This is a genomic window from Pseudomonas sp. B21-051 (genome assembly GCF_024748795.1).
Lineage (GTDB): Bacteria > Pseudomonadota > Gammaproteobacteria > Pseudomonadales > Pseudomonadaceae > Aquipseudomonas > Aquipseudomonas putida_A.
The window spans coordinates 5,397,267-5,416,681 of record NZ_CP087166.1; the positions used below are offsets into that span (position 1 = coordinate 5,397,267).

Sequence of the window (19,415 nt, forward strand, 5' to 3'; positions counted from 1 at the left end):
AGCGGGAGCAAGCTCCCTCGCCACAAGAGCCCTCATACAGGTAAAGCAGTGGTTACTTCGCAGCCCAGGAATTGAAGCGCTGTTCCAGTTGCTCGCCGTTGTCAGCCCAGAAGCTGACGTCGATCTGCACCTGGTTGGCGATGTTTTCCGGGGTGGTCGGCATGTCTTTCAGCACGTCCTTGCTCAGCAGCGGGACTGCCTGAGTGTTAGCCGGGCCGTAGGCGATGTTTTCCGAGTAGGTCTTCTGTTGCTGCGGCTGCACCGAGTAGGCGATGAATTTCTTCGCCGCTTCGGCGCGCTTGGCGTCCAGACCTTTCGGGATGGCCCACGCATCAAAGTCGTAGATGCCGCCGTTCCACACCACTTTCAGGTTGGATTCTTTTTGCACGGCGGCGATGCGACCGTTGTAGGCCGAGCTCATGACCACGTCACCGGAAGCAAGGTATTGCGGCGGTTGTGCACCGGCCTCCCACCACTGAATGCTTGGCTTGAGTTCATCGAGTTTCTTGAACGCGCGATCCTGCCCACCCTTGCTCGCCAGCTCTTTATAGACGTCCTTCGGTGCAACACCGTCGGCCATCAGCGCGAATTCCAGGGTGTACTTGGCGCCTTTGCGCAGGCCACGCTTGCCCGGGAATTTCTTGGTGTCCCAGAAATCGGCCCAGCTGGTAGGTGCGGTTTTCAGTTTGTCGGCGTTGTACGCGAGCACGGTCGACCAGACGAAGAAGCCCACGCCGCACGGCTGAATCGCGCCTTTGACGTAATCTTCGGTTTTGCCGAACAGCGCCGGGTCGAGTTGTTCGAACATGTCCTCATCGCAACCACGGGACAGCTCTGGGGATTCGACTTCCACCAGATCCCACGACACGCTCTTGGTGTCGACCATGGCTTTGACCTTGGCCATTTCGCCGTTGTACTCGCCGGCAACGATCTTGCCGTTGCCCGCCGCTTCCCACGGTGCGTAGAAGGCTTTGACTTGCGCCGCCTTGTTCGCCCCGCCAAACGACACCACAGTCAGATCGGGACCGGCGGCCATTGCGCTGGCCGCACCCATCAGGCCCAGGGTCAGGGCGGTGAACTTCAGGGATCTCAACATTTATTGTTCTCTCCACGTGCAGGGTTGGTGTTGGTATTGCCGGGGCGCTTAGTGCGCCTCTAGAAGAGGATCGAGTGCGCGAACGTGCTCGACCTGCCAGCCAAGCGGAACCACGTCCCCGACCGCGAGCGCTGGATCGAGCTCGGCAATCGGCTGTTTCACGAAGAAGTCGGTCTTGCCGCAGACTTCCAGGCGCACCCGGACGTGGTCGCCCAGATAGATGAATTCCGCCACCCTCCCTGAGAAGCGGTTGACGCATTGGTCGCTCGAACCGTTGAGGCTGACGCGTTCCGGGCGAATCGACAGGGTCACCGGTTCGCCGGTCTGGCCGACGTTGACCGCCAGCGCCTCGACCTTCTCGCCTCGGCCCAGTTCGACCACGCAACGCTCGCCGCTCTGGCTGAGCAGACGGCCGTTGAGGCGGTTGTTCTCGCCGATGAAGTTGGCGACGAACGTATTTTTCGGTTCTTCGTAGAGGGTGCGCGGCGGGGCGATCTGCTGGATCTCGCCCTGATGGAACACGGCGACGCGGTCGGACATGGTCAGGGCTTCACCCTGGTCGTGGGTCACGTAGACCACGGTCACGCCGAGGCGCTGGTGCAGGTGCTTGATCTCCATCTGCATGTGTTCGCGCAATTGCTTGTCGAGTGCGCCCAGCGGTTCGTCCATCAGCACCAGTTGCGGTTCGAACACCAGCGCCCGCGCCAGCGCCACACGCTGCTGCTGACCGCCGGAGAGTTGCGCCGGATAGCGCGAAGCGAAGGCGTCGAGCTGAACCATGCTCAGGACTTTCTTGACCTTGTCGCTGACGTCGCTCTTGTTCAGGCCACGTACGGTCAGCGGGAAGGCCAGATTCTCGGCCACGGTCATGTGCGGGAACAGCGCGTAGTTCTGGAACACCATGCCGATGTCGCGCTTGTGCGGCGGCACGTTGTTGATTGCACGGCCGGCCAGGAGGATTTCGCCAGCGGTCGGGGTTTCGAACCCGGCGAGCATCATCAGACTGGTGGTCTTGCCCGAGCCGGACGGCCCGAGCAGGGTCAGGAACTCGCCTTTGCGAATGTCCAGGTTGAGGTCTTTGACGATCAGGTTCTCGCCGTCGTAGCTCTTCTGCACTCCACGAAAGCTGACCAGCACGTCACTGGCCCCTGCGTTTGAATCGACCTGGCTCATACCCACACCTTTGTTATTGGTAACTGCTGTGGATTAAGCCTAGTGGCTGGCGCCAGCCACGCAAATCGGGGCGCAGGAGAGAATCGCCTCAGCCGGATGGAAGGTTGGGGGTAGGGATTGCCCTACAAGGATGGCGCGTTTTGGCAAACGAGCTACGAGCACCAAGCGACAAGCCACGAGAACAAGCAAAAGCGGTTGTCGCTAATGGATATGCCACTGTAGGAGCTGCCGAAGGCTGCGATCTTTTGATCTTGTTTTCATAAGATCAAAAGATCGCAGCCTTCGGCAGCTCCTACACGGGGTGGATGTGCTTAGAGGAGTTTGTGTTCCATCGCGTATTTGACCAGTTCGGCCAGCGAGGTGATGTTGAGCTTCTGCATCAGCCGCGCCTTGTGCGTGCTGATGGTCTTGCTGCTCAACGCAAGTTGTTGGGCGATGTCGTTGACGTTGGCACCTTGGGCCAGGCGCTCGAACACCGAGAACTCACGCTCGGACAGCAGCGAATGCAGCGGACGCGTATCGGTCAGGCCGACTTCGAAGACCATGCGGTCGGCCAGTTCCGGGTCGATGTAGCGCCCGCCGGCCGCCACTTTGCGAATCGCCGTCAGCAGCAATGCCGGATCGCTGTCCTTGGTCGCATAGCCCGCGGCGCCGACCTTCAGCGCACGGGCGGCCATTTGCGCCTCGTCGTGCATCGACAGCACCAGAATCGCCGGTGGATTGTTCAGCGCGCGAATCCGCGGAATCGCCTCCAACCCATTGACGCCAGGCATCGAGATGTCCAGCAACACCACTTCACACGGCACGCTGCGTAGGGTTTCGAGCAACTGTTCGCCATTGCTCGCCTCCCCCACCACTTGCAGATCCTTGGCCAGGCCGATCAATTGCTTGATGCCTTCACGGACGATGGTGTGGTCTTCGGCTACCAATACACGGATCACGTTCTTCTCCATTATTCTTATTCAGCGCCAAGGTCATTCGCGAGCAGGCTCGCTCCCACAGGGAAGTGCATTCCAATGTGAGAGCGAGCCTGCTCGCGAAAGCGTCAGCTCAAACACCACAACCTTCAAACCTCATTCACCGGCACCCACACATTCAGACTGGTGCCCTCCCCCGGCTCACTCTCAAGCAACAAGCGTCCGCCCATGATCAGCACCCGCTCGCGCATACCGACCAAACCAAAGGACGTTGGCCGATCCGCCGCAGCGACAAAGCCTACGCCATCATCGCTGACCGTCAGACACAACTCGTCGCCTTCCAGCGCCAGCGTCAGCTCCACAGTATGCGCCTGAGCATGGCGCATCACATTGGTCAGCGCCTCCTGCAGGATGCGGAACAGGCCAATCGCCTTGGCATCGCTGAGCGCCGGCAGATTGTCCGGCACCTGCACCAGACACGGAATCTGCGTGCGCGCCTCGAAGCGCCGCGCCTGCCACTCGATCGCTGAAGCAATCCCGGCATCGAGAATCGGCGGGCGCAACGCCGTCGCCACATCGCGCACCAGCTGGAACAACTGGGCGATCAGGCGTTTCATGCTGTTCAAGCGCTCGTTCAGCCCCGGGTCGAGTTGCGCATAGGCCAGCTCGCACATCGAGGTTTCCAGTTTCAGCACCGTGAGCATCTGCCCCAGCTCATCGTGCACTTCGCGGGCGATGCGTGCCTTTTCTTCTTCGCGCACGCTTTCCAGGTGCGCCGACAATTCGCGCAGTTGCTCACGGGAGGCGGCGAGCTCCAGCTCGATGCGCTTGCTTTCGCTGATGTCCCAGACGATGCCGTCCCAGACATAGGCACCATCCTCCAGCTGTCGGGTGATTGCCTTGATCTCGGCCCAGCGCTGCTCGCCCTGACGGGTGAGGATGCGACCCTGCCACGACCAGTCACTGTCAGTGTCCAGTGCCTGATCCTGGGTCTGGTGGTAACTGGCCCTGTCGTCCGGATGCACCAGACTGCGCAAACCCATGTCGCGGTGCGCGATGGCGGCCGGCGCGTAGCCGACCAGACTCTCGCTGCCCTCGCTGATGTAGGCGAAATCAATCTGACCGGTCACCGGCGCCCGCTCCAGGCGAAACACCAGCCCCGGCACGTTGGCGGCGATGCCTTGCAGGCGCGCTTCACTTTCCTGCAACGCGGCCAGCGCGCGGCGACGCTCGGTGACGTCGGTGAGATAAACCACCAGATACTCGCTGTCGCGAAAGCGCAGAAAACTCAGCGAAACGTCCGCCGGCAGGATACTGCCATCGGCGCGCACGCAACTGGTTTCAAAGCTCAGTGGCCCCTCTTCACTGGCCCGCGCACGTTTCCACAGGTTGAGCCAGCGGTCCATGTGCAGACCGGGTTCGAAGTCGATCAGCGGCCGCTCGATCAGCGCGCCCTGGGGATAACCGAGCATGTGTTCCGCCGCGCGGTTGGCATAGCGCACATGGCTGTCCCAGTTGACCCAGAGAATGCCGACGGTACTTTGGTCGATGGAAAACTGGGTCAGGCGCAAGGCTTCTTCGCTGGCCGCGCGCAGGGCAATGTCTTCCCGGGCGGCCAGCAGACGCTGTTCGAGGCTGTGTTGCTGGCGTCGTTGCCAGATGATGATGGCCGCACAACTGAGCAGCAACACCGCAAACAACAGGCTGAGGTTCTGCCAGAACCCCGGCGATTCCGTCAGCCGTGGGTACTTGGGTTGCAGCCATTGGTTGTGCAGGCGCTCCAGATCCTTGGCCGGGATTGCCCGCAAGGCGCTTTCGATGATCCCGGCCAATTGCGGCCAGTCGCGCCGCGTGGCGACTCGCAACAGTTGAGGTAGCCCGATATCGCCGACCACGACCAGCCCGGCGAACTCAGGTTCGGCGGACAACCGCCCGAGTTGCGCTTCATCTATCACGGCGTAGGACGCTTGTTGGGTCAGCAACAGTTGCAGCGCCTGCCGCTCCAGCGGCACGCCTTGCAGATTCAGATGGGGATAGGTGCTGCGCAAATAGTCGGCCGTGACGCCAGGCATGCGCACGGCAACGCGAGACAGGCTGTCGAGTTTTTCCAGCTCGACCACGCCGCCGCTCTTCTGGTCGCTGACCACCAGTTGCGGCACGCGCATGTAGGGATCGGAAAACAGCCACAGGCGCAGCGCACCCGGGGTCTGAGTCAGGCCCGGGGCGATGTCGATTTCGCCTTCGCGGGCGGCGTCTTCCAGTTGCGCCAGGTCCTGAAAATTGCGCCAGTTCAGCTCGACGTTCAGCGTCTTGGCCAGCGCCTTCATCAATTCGACATTGGCCCCGGACAGTCGCTGCAAGCGCCGGTCGTATTGCGCGTACGGCGCCTGCAATACCAGGCCAACGCGCAGCTCACGGTGCTGCGCCAGCCATTGCTGCTCGCCGGGCGTCAACGGCGCTGCATGTGCCGCCGGCGCAGACGCCGCCCAGCCCATCAAGGGAAAACACAACCAGCCGATAACCCACAGGCAGCAAAAACGCATCATTGAAGTCTCTTGCACTGACAAATTCTGACCAACCCATTAGGCTGCCGGGATACTTTTCTGGCCTGGAATAACCGATGCCCTCTGTCTACCGCCTGGCAATGCCAGCATTGTGCCTGTCGCTGATCCTGCCTTGTGCGTTTTCCGTCGAGGCCGCCGATCCGGTGCCCGCGTCCACCGCCGAGCAACCGGCCGCCGAAAAACCGGCCGAACGCCAGCCACTGCTTGAGCGTAGTCAGGAAGAAGCCGCAGCACTCGAACGTAAAGTCCCGGCGCAAGAGCAACAGCAATTGCAGGCCGGCGCCGACACTTTCCTCGCGCTGTGGAAACCGGCCAACACCGCCGAGCCCAAGGGTGCGGTGATTATCGTCCCTGGCGCCGGTGAAACCGCTGACTGGCCGCAAGTGATCGGCCCGCTGCGCAGCAAATTGCCCGACGTCGAGTGGAGCAGTCTGAGTATCACCCTGCCGGATCTGCAAAGCGATGCCATCGCACCGCGGGTGATTGCGCCCGCCGCCGCGCCGAAAGCACCGGAAAGTGGCAGCAAGGATTCCACCACCGCGCAACCGATCGAACAGGCGGCGGGCGGTGAAGCGGAAGTGGCGGATCAGGTGGTCGCCGAAACGACTGAAGAACAATCCAAGGCTGATGCCGAGCGGATCTTTGCGCGGATCGACGCGGCGATCGCCTACGCCGAGCAACAAAGCGCACGCCGGGTCGTGATCCTCGGTCATGGCACGGGCGCGTACTGGGCAGCGCGTTTTCTCAGCGAGCGACAGAGTTCTCAGGTGGAGAAACTGGTGATGGTCGATGCGCAAACGCCAAGCAAGGCCAAGCCACAACTGGCCGAGCTGACACCGACCCTGAAGTTGCCGACTGCGGACATTTTCTACATGGACAAAGCGCTGGATCGCAACGCGGCGCTGGAACGCATGCAGGCCAGCAAGCGCTTGAAGACTTCGACCTTCAGCCAGGTGGCGCTCAAGGCGTTACCGGATAAAAAGGCTGAGCAGGAACAGCTGTTCCGGCGGGTGCGTGGCTGGTTGAATCCGCAGAAGACTGACTGATAGAAACAAAAGCAAAAGATCGTCCGATCGCGGCCCGAGCCTGCGGCAGCTCCTACCTTGGAATACGTTTCCTGTAGGAGCTGCCGCAGGCTGCGATCTTTTGATCTTTTAATCGCTAGCGAAAATCCCGCCGCGCCCGAATCAGGGTAAACGCGTTGTGCAGCTCGCGGGTTTTCTCGGTCGCGTCACGCACCTGCTCCGGTGTTGCGCCGCTACCGGCGATCTTGTCCGGGTGATGACGACTGAGCAGCCGTCGATAGGCGCGCTTGATCTGCGCCGGTTCGCTGGTTGCCGACACCCCGAGCAGGCGCATCGCTTCCTGATAGCTCACCGCCGCACTGACAATCGGGCGCTTGTTGGGCTCGTAATCACTGGCCAGCGCCTGTATCTGCTGGGTTGTCCAGCCCAGCCACTTGCCCCACTGCGCCAGCAATTGACGCTCGCTGACGCCCGCACGGCCGTCGGCCCAGACCATCCGCCAGCAGGCGCGCAACACGCCTTCGGCGGCATGCGGCTGAGCACTCAGACGGCGCAGATAACCGCGCAGGCGGTCGCCGCCGGACTTGCCGCGATTGAACGCAGCAATCGCCCGCCGCCGTGCCGGCTCGCTCATTTCCAGGGCGTTCATTTCATGGCGCGCCTGCTGGATATGGCCGTCCGTCACCCGCCCGTCACTTTTGGCCAGACGCCCGAGCAACACGAACAGCAATTCGTCGTTGCGCAACATCGGCCGGCCACCGAGTTTTTCCCGCAAGTGCCCCCAGCTCTGCAGGTGCAGACGCCGATCCAGCGCCTGTCCCAACAATGCCCCAAGCATGGCCCCCGGAATGCTGGCGATCGCAAAACCCGCTCCGGCTCCAATCAGAGTCCCTGGCCACAACATATCAACGACTCGCTTCTATCAATGCTTCAGCTTCGGCCAGACGCTCATGCGTACCGACATCCACCCAGTAACCTTTCAGACGCTCACCGCTGACCTGTCCGTCTGCCATGCCTTTGCGCAGTAACGGTGCGAGCTTGAACGCACCGTCCGCGCAGCCATCGAACAACTGCGGATGGAGCACGGCGATGCCGCTGTAGGTCAGGGTTGGCGCGTCCGGCTGAGCATCGCTGACCCGACCGTCAACCAGGGTGAAATCGCCCGTCGGATGATGGGCCGGGTTGTCCGCCAGGACGAGATGCGCCAGACCGTTGATCGGCTGATGCAGCACGCTGAAGTCGTAATCGGTCCAGATATCGCCGTTGACCACCAGGAACGCATCGTCACCGAGTAACGGCAAGGCGCGGAAAATCCCGCCGCCGGTTTCCAGCGGCTCGCCTTCCGGTGAGTACTGGATGCTCACGCCGAACTGCGAACCGTCGCCCAGGTATTCCTCGATCTGCTGACCGAGCCAGGCATGGTTGATCACGATCTCGCTGAAACCGGCCGCTGCCAGCGCGCGCAGGTGATATTCGATCAACGGCACGCCGCCGGCACGCACCAGCGGCTTGGGGGTGGTCAGGGTCAGCGGGCGCATGCGCTCGCCCTTGCCTGCCGCCAGAATCATCGCCTTCATGCAGTCACTCCGCCACGCAGACTGGCGAGCAACGCCTGCAGATCCGCCAATTCAGGACGACGCGCAATAACCGCTTCTATATAGGCGAAGAAACGCGGCACGTCGGCCAGGTAGCGCGGCTTGCCATCGCGATGGCAGATCCGCGCAAAAATGCCGATGACTTTCAGGTGGCGTTGTACGCCCATCAGGTCGCTGGCACGCAGGAAGTCTTCGAAGTCAGCCTGCACCGGGATGTCCAGCGTCGAGGCTTGCTGCCAGTAGCTTTCCAGCCAGCCACGCACGCGCTCTTCAGGCCAACTGAGGAAGGCGTCCTTGAACAGACAGGTCACGTCGTAGGTGACCGGGCCATAGACCGCATCCTGAAAGTCGAGCACGCCGGGATTCGGCTCGCTGAGCATCAGGTTGCGCGGCATGTAGTCGCGGTGCACCAGCACTTTCGGCTGGGCCAGGGCGCTGTCGATCAATAACTCGCTGACGGCTTGCCATTGTTGCTGCTGTGCCGCGTCGAACTCGATACCGAGTTCGCGCTTCACGTACCACTCGGGGAACAGTTCCAGCTCGCGGCGCAGCAGCGCCACGTCGTAACTCGGCAGCGGTGCAACCATCGGCAATTGCTGAAAAGCCAACAGCGCCTGCAGGGCATCGCTGAACAAAGCGTCGGCATTTTCGCTGTCGATTACGTCCAGATAGGTCTTGTTGCCCAGATCATTGAGCAAAAGAAATCCGCGTTCGAGGTCTTCTGCATAAATTTTCGGCACGTTAATTCCGGATTTCGCCAGCAAAAAGGCGATATCCACGAACGGTTTGCAGTTTTCTTGCGGCGGTGGCGCGTCCATCACGACGAAACTGCGACCCTCGCCTTCCCAGCGGAAGTACCGGCGGAAACTCGCGTCGCTGCTGGCCGCGGTCAACGTGGCCGGGGGCACGGGGCCCCAGCCCTGATCTGCAAACAGGATTGCCAACTGCTCATCGAGCCAAACTTTCAGGTGTTGCAAGCGTACATCTTGGTCAGGCATTGCAAGGGTCTCCGACGGCGCTAGCCGTCAAGCGGGTCATGCTTTATTATCCAGCATCTTTTTCAGACCATCGAGAGGCGTGCGGCCCACACCGCGGGCAGATGGCACGCAGGAAGCCCGGACTAATAAGATGGCATTGAAATCCCCCGCGTTTCGTAAAAAATTTCCGTTGTTGGTAACCGGCAGTCTGCTGGCTATGCAACCTCTGGCCAGTCAATTCGTTGTTGCCGCCGAGCAGTATGACTGCGCCGTCTCGGCAACGGGTGGCTGGGCGTGTGCGCCCAAGACGCCGGCAGCTGCATTGCCGCCGCGTCCGGTGCATGACGGCAGCGCTGTCAGCGCCGCCGGCGAAGCCCCGACCCAGAACGGTTCCACATCCGACACCGGCGCCAAGCCTGTGCTGGTCACCGAAGCCAAGGGCCGCGGTCTGAAATCCCGTAGCGAAGACTACAGTCACCTTGACTGGGTTCCGCGCGAGAAGCTCACCGCCGCCCAATTGGCCGAGACCGGTCCTTACTGCTCTGGTTCCTATATCGAACCGATTCGTCCTGGCATGAATGACAAGACGAATAAAAGTGACGCACCGACCTTTATCGGCGCCAAAGCCTCGCGCTACAACACCGAAGATCAGGTGGGTACGCTGGCCGGCGACGTGGTCCTGCGTCAGGGCAGCATGCAGGTCGAGTCCGACGAGGCCAGCCTGTATCAGGCCGAGAGCCGCGCCGAACTCAATGGCGACGTGCGCATTCGCGACAACGGTGCACTGATCGTCGGCGACCACGCCGATGTGCAGCTCGACACCGGTGAAGCCAAGGTCGACAACGCCGAATACGTGATGCACAAATCGCGCATCCGCGGTAACGCGCTGTACGCCAAGCGTGCCGAGAACGCGATCATCCGCTTGAAGGACGGCACGTACACCACGTGCGAACCGAACAGCAACGCCTGGCAGCTCAAGGGCAACAACATCACCCTGAACCCTGCCACCGGCTTCGGTACCGCGACCAACGTGACACTGCGGGTCAAGGACATTCCGATCCTGTACACACCGTACATCTACTTCCCGATCGACGATCGTCGCCAATCGGGTTTCCTGCCGCCGACCATCGGCACCGGCAGCGACACCGGCTTCATGCTGGTTACCCCGTACTACTTCAACCTGGCGCCGAACTACGATGCCACGTTGTACCCGCGCTACATGAGCAAGCGCGGCATGCTGGTCGAAGGCGAATTCCGTTACCTGACCAAGTCCAGCGAAGGCCAGTTCGGTGCGGCGTATCTGAACGACGAAGATACCGATCGCAGCAAGCAGTCCGATTACGAAAAAAATCGCTACATGTACAACTGGCAGCACAAGGGCGGTCTCGACTCCCGTGTGATGACTCAGGTCGACTACACCAAGATCAGCGACCCGTACTACTTCCAGGACCTGACCACTGATCAGATCGGTGTGAAGAGTGCTGACTTCGTGAACCAGCAGGGTTCGGTGACTTACCGAGGCGACAGCTATACTGCGCGCCTGAACGCTCAGCAGTACCAACTGGCTACTGTTTCGAACATCACGCCATACGGCCGTCTGCCACAGATCACCTTCGACGGTCGGCTGCCGTATCACCCGGAAGGTTTGAACTTCGATTACGAGACCGAGATTGTTCGGTTCGATCGTGACCTGCAAAACGGCAACTTTACCAATGAAGACGGCACTATCTCGCCTCGCCTGGATACTAACGTCCAAGGCCTGGCGCGCGCCAACGGCGACCGTCTGAACCTGAAGCCGGGCGTCAGCCTGCCGATGAACTGGACCTATGGTTTCCTGAAGCCATCGCTCAAGTACCAGTACACCCAGTATCAACTGGATCTGGACGGTACCGGCAAGTCCCAGATTGCTGCGCAAACCGCCGAGCAGAACAAACTCAACGGCACCTTCGACAGCAACCAGAACCGTGGCGTACCGATCGCCAGCGTCGACAGCGGCCTGTACTTCGACCGCAACACGTCGTACTTCGGCAAGAACTATCGCCAGACTCTGGAACCGCGTCTGTTCTACCTCTATGTACCCAAGGTTGATCAGGAAGACATTCCGGTTTTCGACACCAGCGAATACACCTTCAACTACGCGTCGCTGTTCCGTGACAACCGCTTCTCCGGTGCCGACCGCGTCGGCGACGAGAACAAGCTGTCGCTGGGCGTGACCAGCCGCTGGATCGAAGACGACGGTTTCGAGCGCCAGCGTATCAGCGTCGGTCAGGCCTACTACTTCAAGGATCGTGAAGTCCAACTGCCAGGCATCGCGTTCAAGGATCGCAAGGACGCCCAGTCCGACGTATCGCCATACGCGCTGGAATACGAATACCGCTGGAACCGCGACTGGCGCACCACTGCCGATTACAACTGGGACCCGGACAGCCGCAGCCCGCGTTCCGGCAGCGCGATGTTCCATTACCAGCCTGAAGACAACCCGAACAAGGTGGTCAACGTCGGTTATCGCTATCGCAACGACCAGGTTCGTTACGACCAGAACACCGGTAAATGGTCGGTGGGTGGTGGCGACTACGGCACGCCGGGCCAACCTGGCTACGTGAAGGACTACTACAAGATCCAGCAGCATGACTTCTCGGTCATCTGGCCGATCGTTCCGCAATGGAGCGCGATCAGCCGCTGGCAGTACGACTACAACCGCAACCGTACGCTGGAAGCCTTCGGTGGTTTCGAATACGACAACTGCTGCTGGAAACTGCGCCTGATCAACCGTTACTGGGTTTCCTACGACGAATTCAGTCAGGAAGCTCCGCAAAACGAAAAAGGCGACCACGGCGTCTTCCTCCAAATTGTTCTGAAGGGACTCGGCGGCCTGACTGGCGCCAAGGTAGAGAGCTTCCTCGACAAAGGCATCCAAGGTTATCGTCAACGTGAAGACCAAGCTTTCTGATTCTCTGCGCCCGCTGCTGCTGGGCGCGCTGTTCCTGGGTACTGCGGCCAACGCCGCAGTACAGTCCATCGATAAAGTGGTCGCGATCGTTGATAACGACGTGGTCATGCAGAGCCAGCTGGACCAGCGCGTCCACGAAGTTCAGCAGACCATTGCCAAGCGTGGCGGCGGCATGCCGCCTCCAGGCGTGCTGGATCAGCAGGTGCTCGAGCGCCTGATCGTCGAAAACCTGCAACTGCAGATCGGCGAGCGTTCCGGCATCCGCATTACCGATGAAGAGCTGAACCAGGCGGTCGGTACGATTGCCCAGCGCAACAACATGACTGTGGATCAATTCCGCGCCGCCCTGGCTCACGACGGATTGTCCTATGACGACGCCCGTGACCAGATCAAGCGCGAGATGATCATCAGCCGTGTGCGTCAGCGTCGCGTGGCAGAGCGCATCCAGGTCTCCGAGCAGGAAGTGAAGAACTTCCTCGCCTCCGACCTGGGCAAGATGCAGCTGTCCGAAGAACTGCACCTGGCCAACATCCTGATCCCGACGCCGGAAAGCGCCAACTCTGATGCGATTCAGAGCGCTTACCGTCAGGCGATGGACGTTTACCAGAAGCTCAAGCAAGGCGCCGACTTCGGTCAGATGGCCGTTGCCAAATCCGGCAGCGACAACGCGCTGGAAGGCGGCGACATGGGCTGGCGTAAAGCTGCGCAACTGCCACCGCCGTTCGACCGCGAGTTGAGCAGCATGGCCGTTGGCGACATCACTCAGCCTGCACGCACCCCGGGTGGTTTCATCATCCTCAAGCTGCTGGCCAAGCGCGGTGGCGAAGCGCAGATGCGCGACGAAGTGCATGTACGCCACATCCTGGTCAAGCCAAGCCCGATCCGTGACGAAGCCAAGACCAAGGCCTTGGTGCAGTCGCTGTACGAGCGCATCCTGGCTGGCGAAGACTTCGCTGAACTGGCGAAGAACTACTCCGAAGACCCGGGTTCGGCGCTCAACGGTGGCGACCTTAACTGGATCGATCCGAACGCACTGGTACCGGAATTCCGCGAAGTGATGGCCAAGACCCCACAAGGTCAGCTGTCCAAGCCGTTCCAGACTCAGTACGGCTGGCACGTGCTGGAAGTCCTTGGCCGCCGCGCCACCGACAGCACCGAGCAGGCTCGCGAGCAACAGGCGATGACCGTTCTGCGTAACAAAAAATACGATGAAGAGCTGCAAAACTGGCTGCGTCAGATTCGTGAAGAAGCCTACGTAGAAATCAAACTCCCTGGTGCAGACCAGGCAGCGCAGTGAAACCCCAGCGTTTCGCGCTGACACCCGGCGAACCAGCCGGCATCGGTCCCGACCTGTGCCTGCTGCTCGCCTCGCAAGCCCAGCCACATCCCCTGATTGCCATCACCAGCCGCGACCTGCTTACCGAGCGGGCCGCGCAGTTGGGGTTGGCCGTCTCTTTGCTGGAGGTGGCACCCGGCCAATGGCCGGATATGCCGGCACCCGCCGGCAGCCTGTACGTCTGGGACACACCGCTCAGCGCACCCGTGGTTGCCGGGCAACTGGACAAGGCTAACGCTGCCTTCGTTCTGGAAACGCTGACCCGTGCCGGCAACGGCTGCCTGAACGGCGACTTCGCCGGGATGATCACCGCACCGGTACACAAGGGCGTGATCAACGAATCGGGCATCGCTTTTTCCGGACACACGGAATTTCTCGCCGACCTGACCCACACCGCCCAAGTGGTGATGATGCTCGCTACTCGCGGTTTGCGCGTAGCCCTGGTCACCACTCACCTGCCCCTGCGCGAGATTGCCGATGCAATTACGCCGGAGCGGCTGGAACGGGTCACGCGGATCCTGCACGCCGACCTGCAAGACAAATTCGGCATCGCCCAGCCACGCATCCTGGTATGCGGACTCAACCCGCACGCCGGCGAAGGCGGACACCTGGGCCATGAAGAAATCGACATCATCGAACCTACCTTAGAGCGCCTGCGCGGCGAGGGCATGGACCTTCGTGGCCCGCTGCCTGCCGACACTCTGTTTACCCCCAAATATCTGGAGCATTGCGACGCAGTGCTGGCGATGTACCACGACCAGGGCCTGCCCGTGCTGAAGTACAAAGGCTTCGGCGCCGCAGTCAACATTACCCTTGGCCTGCCGATCATCCGCACTTCGGTCGACCACGGCACTGCCCTGGATCTGGCCGGCAGCGGCAAGATCGACACCGGCAGCCTGCAGGTCGCCCTGGAAACCGCCTACCAGATGGCCGAGACCCGTTTATGACCGAGCAATACCAACACAAGGCGCGCAAACGCTTTGGCCAGAACTTCCTGCACGACGCCGGAGTCATCGACCGCATCCTGCGCTCCATCAGCGCCAAATCCGGCGACCGCATGCTGGAAATCGGCCCGGGCCAGGGCGCGCTGACCGCCGGCCTGCTCAGCTCCGGTGCGCAGCTCGACGTGGTGGAACTGGACAAGGACCTGATCCCGATCCTCAACCAGCAGTTTGCCGGCAAGAGCAACTTCAACCTGCATCAGGGCGATGCGCTGAAGTTCGACTTCAATACCCTCAACGCCGCCCCGAACAGCCTGCGTGTGGTCGGCAACCTGCCGTACAACATCTCCACGCCGCTGATTTTCCACCTGCTGAACAACGCCGGAATCATTCGCGACATGCACTTCATGTTGCAGAAGGAAGTGGTCGAGCGTCTGGCGGCTGGCCCGGGTGGTGGCGACTGGGGTCGTCTGTCGATCATGGTTCAGTACCATTGCCGCGTGGAACACCTGTTCAACGTCGGCCCGGGCGCGTTCAACCCGCCGCCGAAGGTCGACTCGGCCATCGTCCGCCTGGTGCCGCATGCGGTACTGCCGCACCCGGCCAAGGATCATCGCCTGCTCGAGCGTGTGGTGCGCGAAGCCTTCAACCAGCGTCGCAAGACTCTGCGCAACACCCTCAAGCAATTGATGACCGCTGCCGAGATCGAAGCCGCCGGCGTCGATGGCAGCCTGCGCCCCGAGCAACTGGACCTGGCCGCATTCGTGCGCCTGGCCGACAAGCTCAGCGAGCAAGTCCCGCAAGCTCCTGTCGCCGACTGACCGGCGATGAACGCTATCGGGCAGGACGCCACTCTGGTTTACTGCCCGATACTTGCCTAGACTGATTCCCCATCAGCTACGCCTCGCGTTCCGCTTTGCTTAAGGCCCTTTTGCATGTCCGATCCTCGTTATAAGGTCGACGTCAGTGTCGTCACCCGCTATCTGGCAGACCAATCGCAACCCGAGCACCACCGCTTCGCCTTTGCCTACACCATCACCGTGCAGAACAATGGCGAGCGCCCTGCCCAGCTGATATCACGACACTGGGTGATTACCGACGGTGACGGGCATGTCGAAGAGGTTCGCGGGGCCGGCGTCGTCGGCCAGCAACCGCTGATCGAGGTTGGCAAAAGCCACACCTACAGCAGCGGCACGGTGATGACCACCAAGGTCGGCACCATGCAGGGCACTTACGAAATGGTCGCCGACGACGGCAAGCATTTCGACGCGATCATCAAACCTTTCCGCCTCGCCGTCCCCGGAGCCCTGCACTGATGACGACGTACGCCGTCGGCGACCTGCAAGGCTGCCTCGAACCACTCAAATGCCTGCTCAAGCAAGTGGCGTTCGATCCGAAGCTTGATCGGCTATGGCTGGTCGGTGATCTGGTCAACCGTGGCCCTCAGTCGCTGGAGACCCTGCGCTTTCTCTATGGCATGCGCGAGTCGCTGGTCTGCGTACTCGGCAACCACGACCTGCATCTGCTGGCCGCCGCCAACAATATCGAACGGCTGAAGAAGTCCGACACCCTTCGCGAGATTCTCGAAGCCCCTGATGCTGCCGAGTTGCTCGAATGGCTGCGCCAGCAAAAGCTCATGCATTACGACGAACAACGCGAAGTGGCCATGGTGCACGCGGGCATCCCACCGCAGTGGTCCCTGCGCAAGGCCTTGAAGTACGCCGCCGAAGCCGAAACTGCATTGCGCGACGACAACCTGTTTCCGCTGTATCTCGACGGCATGTACGGCAACGAGCCGGCGAAGTGGGACAGAGATCTCACCGGCGTGACCCGCCTGCGCGTCATCACCAACTACTTCACCCGCATGCGCTTCTGCACCGCCGACGGCAAGCTCGACCTCAAGAGCAAGGAAGGTCTCGACACGGCCCCGCCCGGCTACAAGCCATGGTTCCAGCACAAAGAGCGCAAGACCCGCGGTCTGCGCATCATTTTCGGCCACTGGGCCGCGCTGGAAGGCGATGTCCGTGAACCGGGCATCTCGGCACTGGACACTGGTTGTGTCTGGGGCGGCAGCCTGACCCTGATGAACGTCGACAGCGGCGAGCGTGTGTCGTGCAAATGCAATGAACACGGTGGGCTTGCACCGACCGTCGCACCACTTACCCCCGAAACTTCGCCAGTCAGCGCGCCGCGTTAGACTGCGCATTCTGCCGAGCAACAGGAACCCGCCATGAGCGAATTCAAACGAATCCCCCCGGAACAGGCCCAGGCCCTGCGCGAGCAAGGTGCCGTGGTGGTCGATATCCGCGACCCGCAAACCTATGCCGCGTTGCACATCGCCGGATCGACCCATCTGGATAACCACTCCATTGCCGACTTCATCCGCAATGCCGATCTCGACGCGCCCTTGGTAGTGGTCTGTTACCACGGCAACTCCAGCCAGAACGCAGCGGCGTACCTGATCAGCCAGGGCTTCTCCGACGTCTACAGCATGGACGGCGGCTTCGAGCTGTGGCGTGCGACTTATCCGTCGGAAACCGCGCAAGGCACCGCCGAATAATTTTTTTGTCACGTGCAGGCCCCGGCTGCCGTGGGCCTGCGCGCGGCAGACGAACGGTCTGCCACAACTAATTACGTATCTCGCCTTTACCTCTCAAATTCCCAACTATCCTTAAGCGCAGGCCATCCAAAACAGGGGAGAGCCGGTACACCGGCGCACGGGTCATCGGGAGTGACTTTCAAGGTTGTCGACCGCGAAAGTGTTCTGGGGGGTAAACAAGCGGCCACCGCGGCTGCTTGCCAGTATCGACTGAGTGATCCGGCGTCGGCTCCACGTATCGAGCGAGGTGACGTCATGAGTATCTTTAGCCACTTCCAACAACGCTTCGAGTCCACACGCCAGGAAGAACTCTCGCTGCAGGAGTACCTGGAGCTGTGCAAAAAGGACCGCAGCGCTTACGTTTCCGCCGCCGAGCGTCTATTGATGGCCATCGGCGAACCCGAGCTGCTCGACACGTCGACCAACTCGCGGCTGTCGCGGATCTTCTCCAACAAGGTGATTCGCCGCTATCCGGCCTTTGAAGACTTCCACGGGATGGAAGAATGCATCGACCAGATCGTCTCGTATTTCCGCCATGCCGCCCAAGGCCTGGAAGAGAAGAAACAGATCCTCTACCTGCTCGGCCCCGTCGGTGGCGGTAAATCGTCCCTGGCCGAGAAGCTGAAACAGCTGATGGAGAAAGTGCCCTTCTACGCGATCAAGGGCTCGCCGGTATTCGAGTCCCCGCTGGGTCTGTTCAACGCCACCGAAGATGGCGCGATCCTCGAGGAAGATTTCGGCATACCACGGCGCTACCTGAACACCATCATGTCGCCGTGGGCGACCAAACGCCTGGCCGAGTTCGGCGGCGACATCAGTCAGTTCCGTGTGGTCAAACTGTACCCGTCGATCCTCAACCAGATCGCCGTGGCCAAGACCGAACCGGGCGATGAAAACAACCAGGACATCTCGGCGCTGGTGGGCAAGGTCGACATCCGCAAACTCGAGGAATACCCACAGAACGACGCCGACGCCTACAGCTACTCCGGTGCGCTGTGCCGGGCCAACCAGGGCCTGATGGAATTCGTCGAAATGTTCAAGGCACCGATCAAGGTGCTGCACCCATTGCTGACCGCCACGCAGGAAGGCAACTACAACAGTACCGAAGGGCTGGGGGCGATACCGTTCACCGGGATCCTGCTCGCGCACTCCAACGAATCGGAATGGCACACCTTCCGCAACAACAAGAACAACGAAGCGTTCATCGACCGGATCTACATCGTCAAAGTACCGTACTGCCTGCGGGTCAGCGACGAAGTGAAGATTTACGACAAGTTGCTGTTCAACAGTTCCCTGGCCAAGGCCCACTGCGCACCCGACACCCTGAAGATGCTGGCGCAGTTCACCGTGCTGTCGCGCCTCAAGGAGCCGGAAAACTCCAACATCTATTCGAAGATGCGCGTCTACGACGGGGAAAACCTAAAAGACACCGATCCGAAGGCCAAGTCGATTCAGGAATACCGCGATTCGGCGGGCGTCGACGAAGGCATGAACGGTCTGTCGACCCGCTTCGCCTTCAAGATCCTGTCCAAGGTGTTCAACTTCGATCCACATGAAATCGCCGCCAACCCGGTGCACCTGTTGTATGTACTGGAACAACAGATCGAGCAGGAACAGTTTCAGGCCGAGACCCGCGAGCGCTACCTGCGCTACCTCAAGGAGTACCTGGCACCCCGTTATATCGAATTCATCGGTAAGGAGATCCAGACCGCGTACCTGGAGTCTTACAGCGAATACGGGCAGAACATCTTCGACCGCTACGTGCTGTATGCGGACTTCTGGATCCAGGATCAGGAATACCGCGATCCGGAAACCGGCGAGATTCTCAACCGCGTCGCCCTGAACGAAGAACTGGAGAAAATCGAGAAACCGGCGGGCATCAGCAATCCGAAGGATTTCCGCAACGAAATCGTCAACTTCGTGTTGCGCGCCCGAGCCAACAACAACGGCAAGAACCCGACCTGGCTCAGCTACGAGAAACTGCGGGTGGTCATCGAGAAGAAAATGTTCTCGAACACCGAAGACCTGCTGCCAGTCATCAGCTTCAATGCCAAGGCCAGCAAAGAGGATCAACAGAAACACAACGACTTCGTCACTCGAATGGTCGAACGCGGTTACACCGACAAACAGGTAAGACTTCTGTCCGAATGGTACCTACGGGTCCGGAAATCGCAGTAAAACAGCTACAAGCTTCAAGCTACGAGCCGCAAGAAAAAAAAGCATGTGAACGCTGTGCTTCTAC

16 protein-coding genes are annotated in these 19,415 nt (G+C 60.7%); 9 read left to right on the top strand and 7 right to left on the bottom strand.

Features of this window, described 5'->3' with window-relative positions; all coding sequences use genetic code 11:
- Positions 1-52: 52 nt before the first annotated feature.
- The 4 genes from LOY52_RS24395 to LOY52_RS24410 all read right to left on the bottom strand — a co-directional run bounded on the left by LOY52_RS24395 (position 53) and on the right by LOY52_RS24410 (position 5,732).
- Positions 53-1,096 (bottom strand): ABC transporter substrate-binding protein, encoded by a 1,044-nt coding sequence (locus LOY52_RS24395; protein WP_027610727.1) that lies wholly within the window; start codon positions 1,094-1,096, stop codon positions 53-55.
- A gap of 48 nt (positions 1,097-1,144) precedes the next feature.
- Positions 1,145-2,269: an ABC transporter ATP-binding protein gene (locus tag LOY52_RS24400; RefSeq protein WP_007966453.1), complete on the bottom strand. Its 1,125-nt coding sequence runs from the start codon at positions 2,267-2,269 to the stop codon at positions 1,145-1,147.
- A 311-nt stretch (positions 2,270-2,580) separates the two neighbouring features.
- Positions 2,581-3,222, bottom strand: a complete 642-nt coding sequence (locus LOY52_RS24405; protein ID WP_177327384.1) for a response regulator transcription factor — start codon at positions 3,220-3,222, stop codon at positions 2,581-2,583.
- Between the two features lie 113 nt (positions 3,223-3,335).
- Entirely contained in the window at positions 3,336-5,732 is a 2,397-nt protein-coding gene (locus LOY52_RS24410; RefSeq protein ID WP_258676641.1) for a PAS domain S-box protein, read from the bottom strand.
- 74 nt (positions 5,733-5,806) lie between these two features.
- On the opposite strand from LOY52_RS24410, the gene LOY52_RS24415 reads away from it, so the two are divergent.
- Positions 5,807-6,796 carry an alpha/beta hydrolase family protein gene (locus LOY52_RS24415; RefSeq protein WP_258676650.1) on the top strand — a complete coding sequence of 330 codons (990 nt, stop codon included), beginning with the start codon at positions 5,807-5,809 and terminating at the stop codon, positions 6,794-6,796.
- Between the two features lie 115 nt (positions 6,797-6,911).
- On the opposite strand, the gene LOY52_RS24420 is transcribed toward LOY52_RS24415, so the two are convergent.
- The 3 genes from LOY52_RS24420 to LOY52_RS24430 are packed head-to-tail and all read right to left on the bottom strand — an operon-like array spanning position 6,912 to position 9,368.
- Positions 6,912-7,679 (bottom strand): TerB family tellurite resistance protein, encoded by a 768-nt coding sequence (locus tag LOY52_RS24420; protein ID WP_258676651.1) that lies wholly within the window; start codon positions 7,677-7,679, stop codon positions 6,912-6,914.
- Between the two features lies 1 nt (position 7,680).
- Positions 7,681-8,352 carry an N-acetylmuramate alpha-1-phosphate uridylyltransferase MurU gene (gene murU / locus LOY52_RS24425; RefSeq protein WP_258676652.1) on the bottom strand — a complete coding sequence of 224 codons (672 nt, stop codon included), beginning with the start codon at positions 8,350-8,352 and terminating at the stop codon, positions 7,681-7,683.
- On the bottom strand, positions 8,349-9,368 hold the full coding sequence (locus LOY52_RS24430; RefSeq protein WP_258676653.1) for an aminoglycoside phosphotransferase family protein: 1,020 nt from the start codon (positions 9,366-9,368) through the stop codon (positions 8,349-8,351). Before LOY52_RS24430 ends, murU begins: the two co-directional genes overlap by 4 nt.
- Positions 9,369-9,498: 130 nt before the next feature.
- On the opposite strand from LOY52_RS24430, the gene LOY52_RS24435 reads away from it, so the two are divergent.
- The 8 genes from LOY52_RS24435 (at position 9,499) to LOY52_RS24470 (ending at position 19,351) form a co-directional block, all read left to right on the top strand.
- Positions 9,499-12,297 (top strand): LPS-assembly protein LptD, encoded by a 2,799-nt coding sequence (locus LOY52_RS24435; protein WP_258676655.1) that lies wholly within the window; start codon positions 9,499-9,501, stop codon positions 12,295-12,297.
- Positions 12,278-13,594, top strand: a complete 1,317-nt coding sequence (locus LOY52_RS24440; RefSeq protein WP_103368681.1) for a peptidylprolyl isomerase — start codon at positions 12,278-12,280, stop codon at positions 13,592-13,594. The genes LOY52_RS24435 and LOY52_RS24440 overlap by 20 nt, the downstream gene beginning before the upstream one ends.
- Positions 13,591-14,580, top strand: a complete 990-nt coding sequence (gene pdxA, locus LOY52_RS24445) for a 4-hydroxythreonine-4-phosphate dehydrogenase PdxA (protein WP_258676660.1) — start codon at positions 13,591-13,593, stop codon at positions 14,578-14,580. Before LOY52_RS24440 ends, pdxA begins: the two co-directional genes overlap by 4 nt.
- Entirely contained in the window at positions 14,577-15,395 is an 819-nt protein-coding gene (rsmA, locus tag LOY52_RS24450; protein ID WP_258676669.1) for a 16S rRNA (adenine(1518)-N(6)/adenine(1519)-N(6))-dimethyltransferase RsmA, read from the top strand. Before pdxA ends, rsmA begins: the two co-directional genes overlap by 4 nt.
- A 114-nt stretch (positions 15,396-15,509) precedes the next feature.
- A complete protein-coding gene (apaG, locus tag LOY52_RS24455) occupies positions 15,510-15,890 on the top strand; it encodes a Co2+/Mg2+ efflux protein ApaG (RefSeq protein WP_258676671.1) in 381 nt (126 codons plus the stop codon).
- Entirely contained in the window at positions 15,890-16,771 is an 882-nt protein-coding gene (locus LOY52_RS24460) for a symmetrical bis(5'-nucleosyl)-tetraphosphatase (RefSeq protein WP_258676672.1), read from the top strand. Before apaG ends, LOY52_RS24460 begins: the two co-directional genes overlap by 1 nt.
- A gap of 33 nt (positions 16,772-16,804) precedes the next feature.
- Positions 16,805-17,134: a thiosulfate sulfurtransferase GlpE gene (gene glpE / locus LOY52_RS24465; protein WP_247269639.1), complete on the top strand. Its 330-nt coding sequence runs from the start codon at positions 16,805-16,807 to the stop codon at positions 17,132-17,134.
- Positions 17,135-17,428: 294 nt separating this feature from the next.
- The gene (locus LOY52_RS24470; protein ID WP_003228848.1) at positions 17,429-19,351 is read left to right on the top strand and encodes a PrkA family serine protein kinase; all 1,923 of its coding nucleotides are present in this window, start codon (positions 17,429-17,431) and stop codon (positions 19,349-19,351) included.
- Positions 19,352-19,415: the final 64 nt, after the last annotated feature.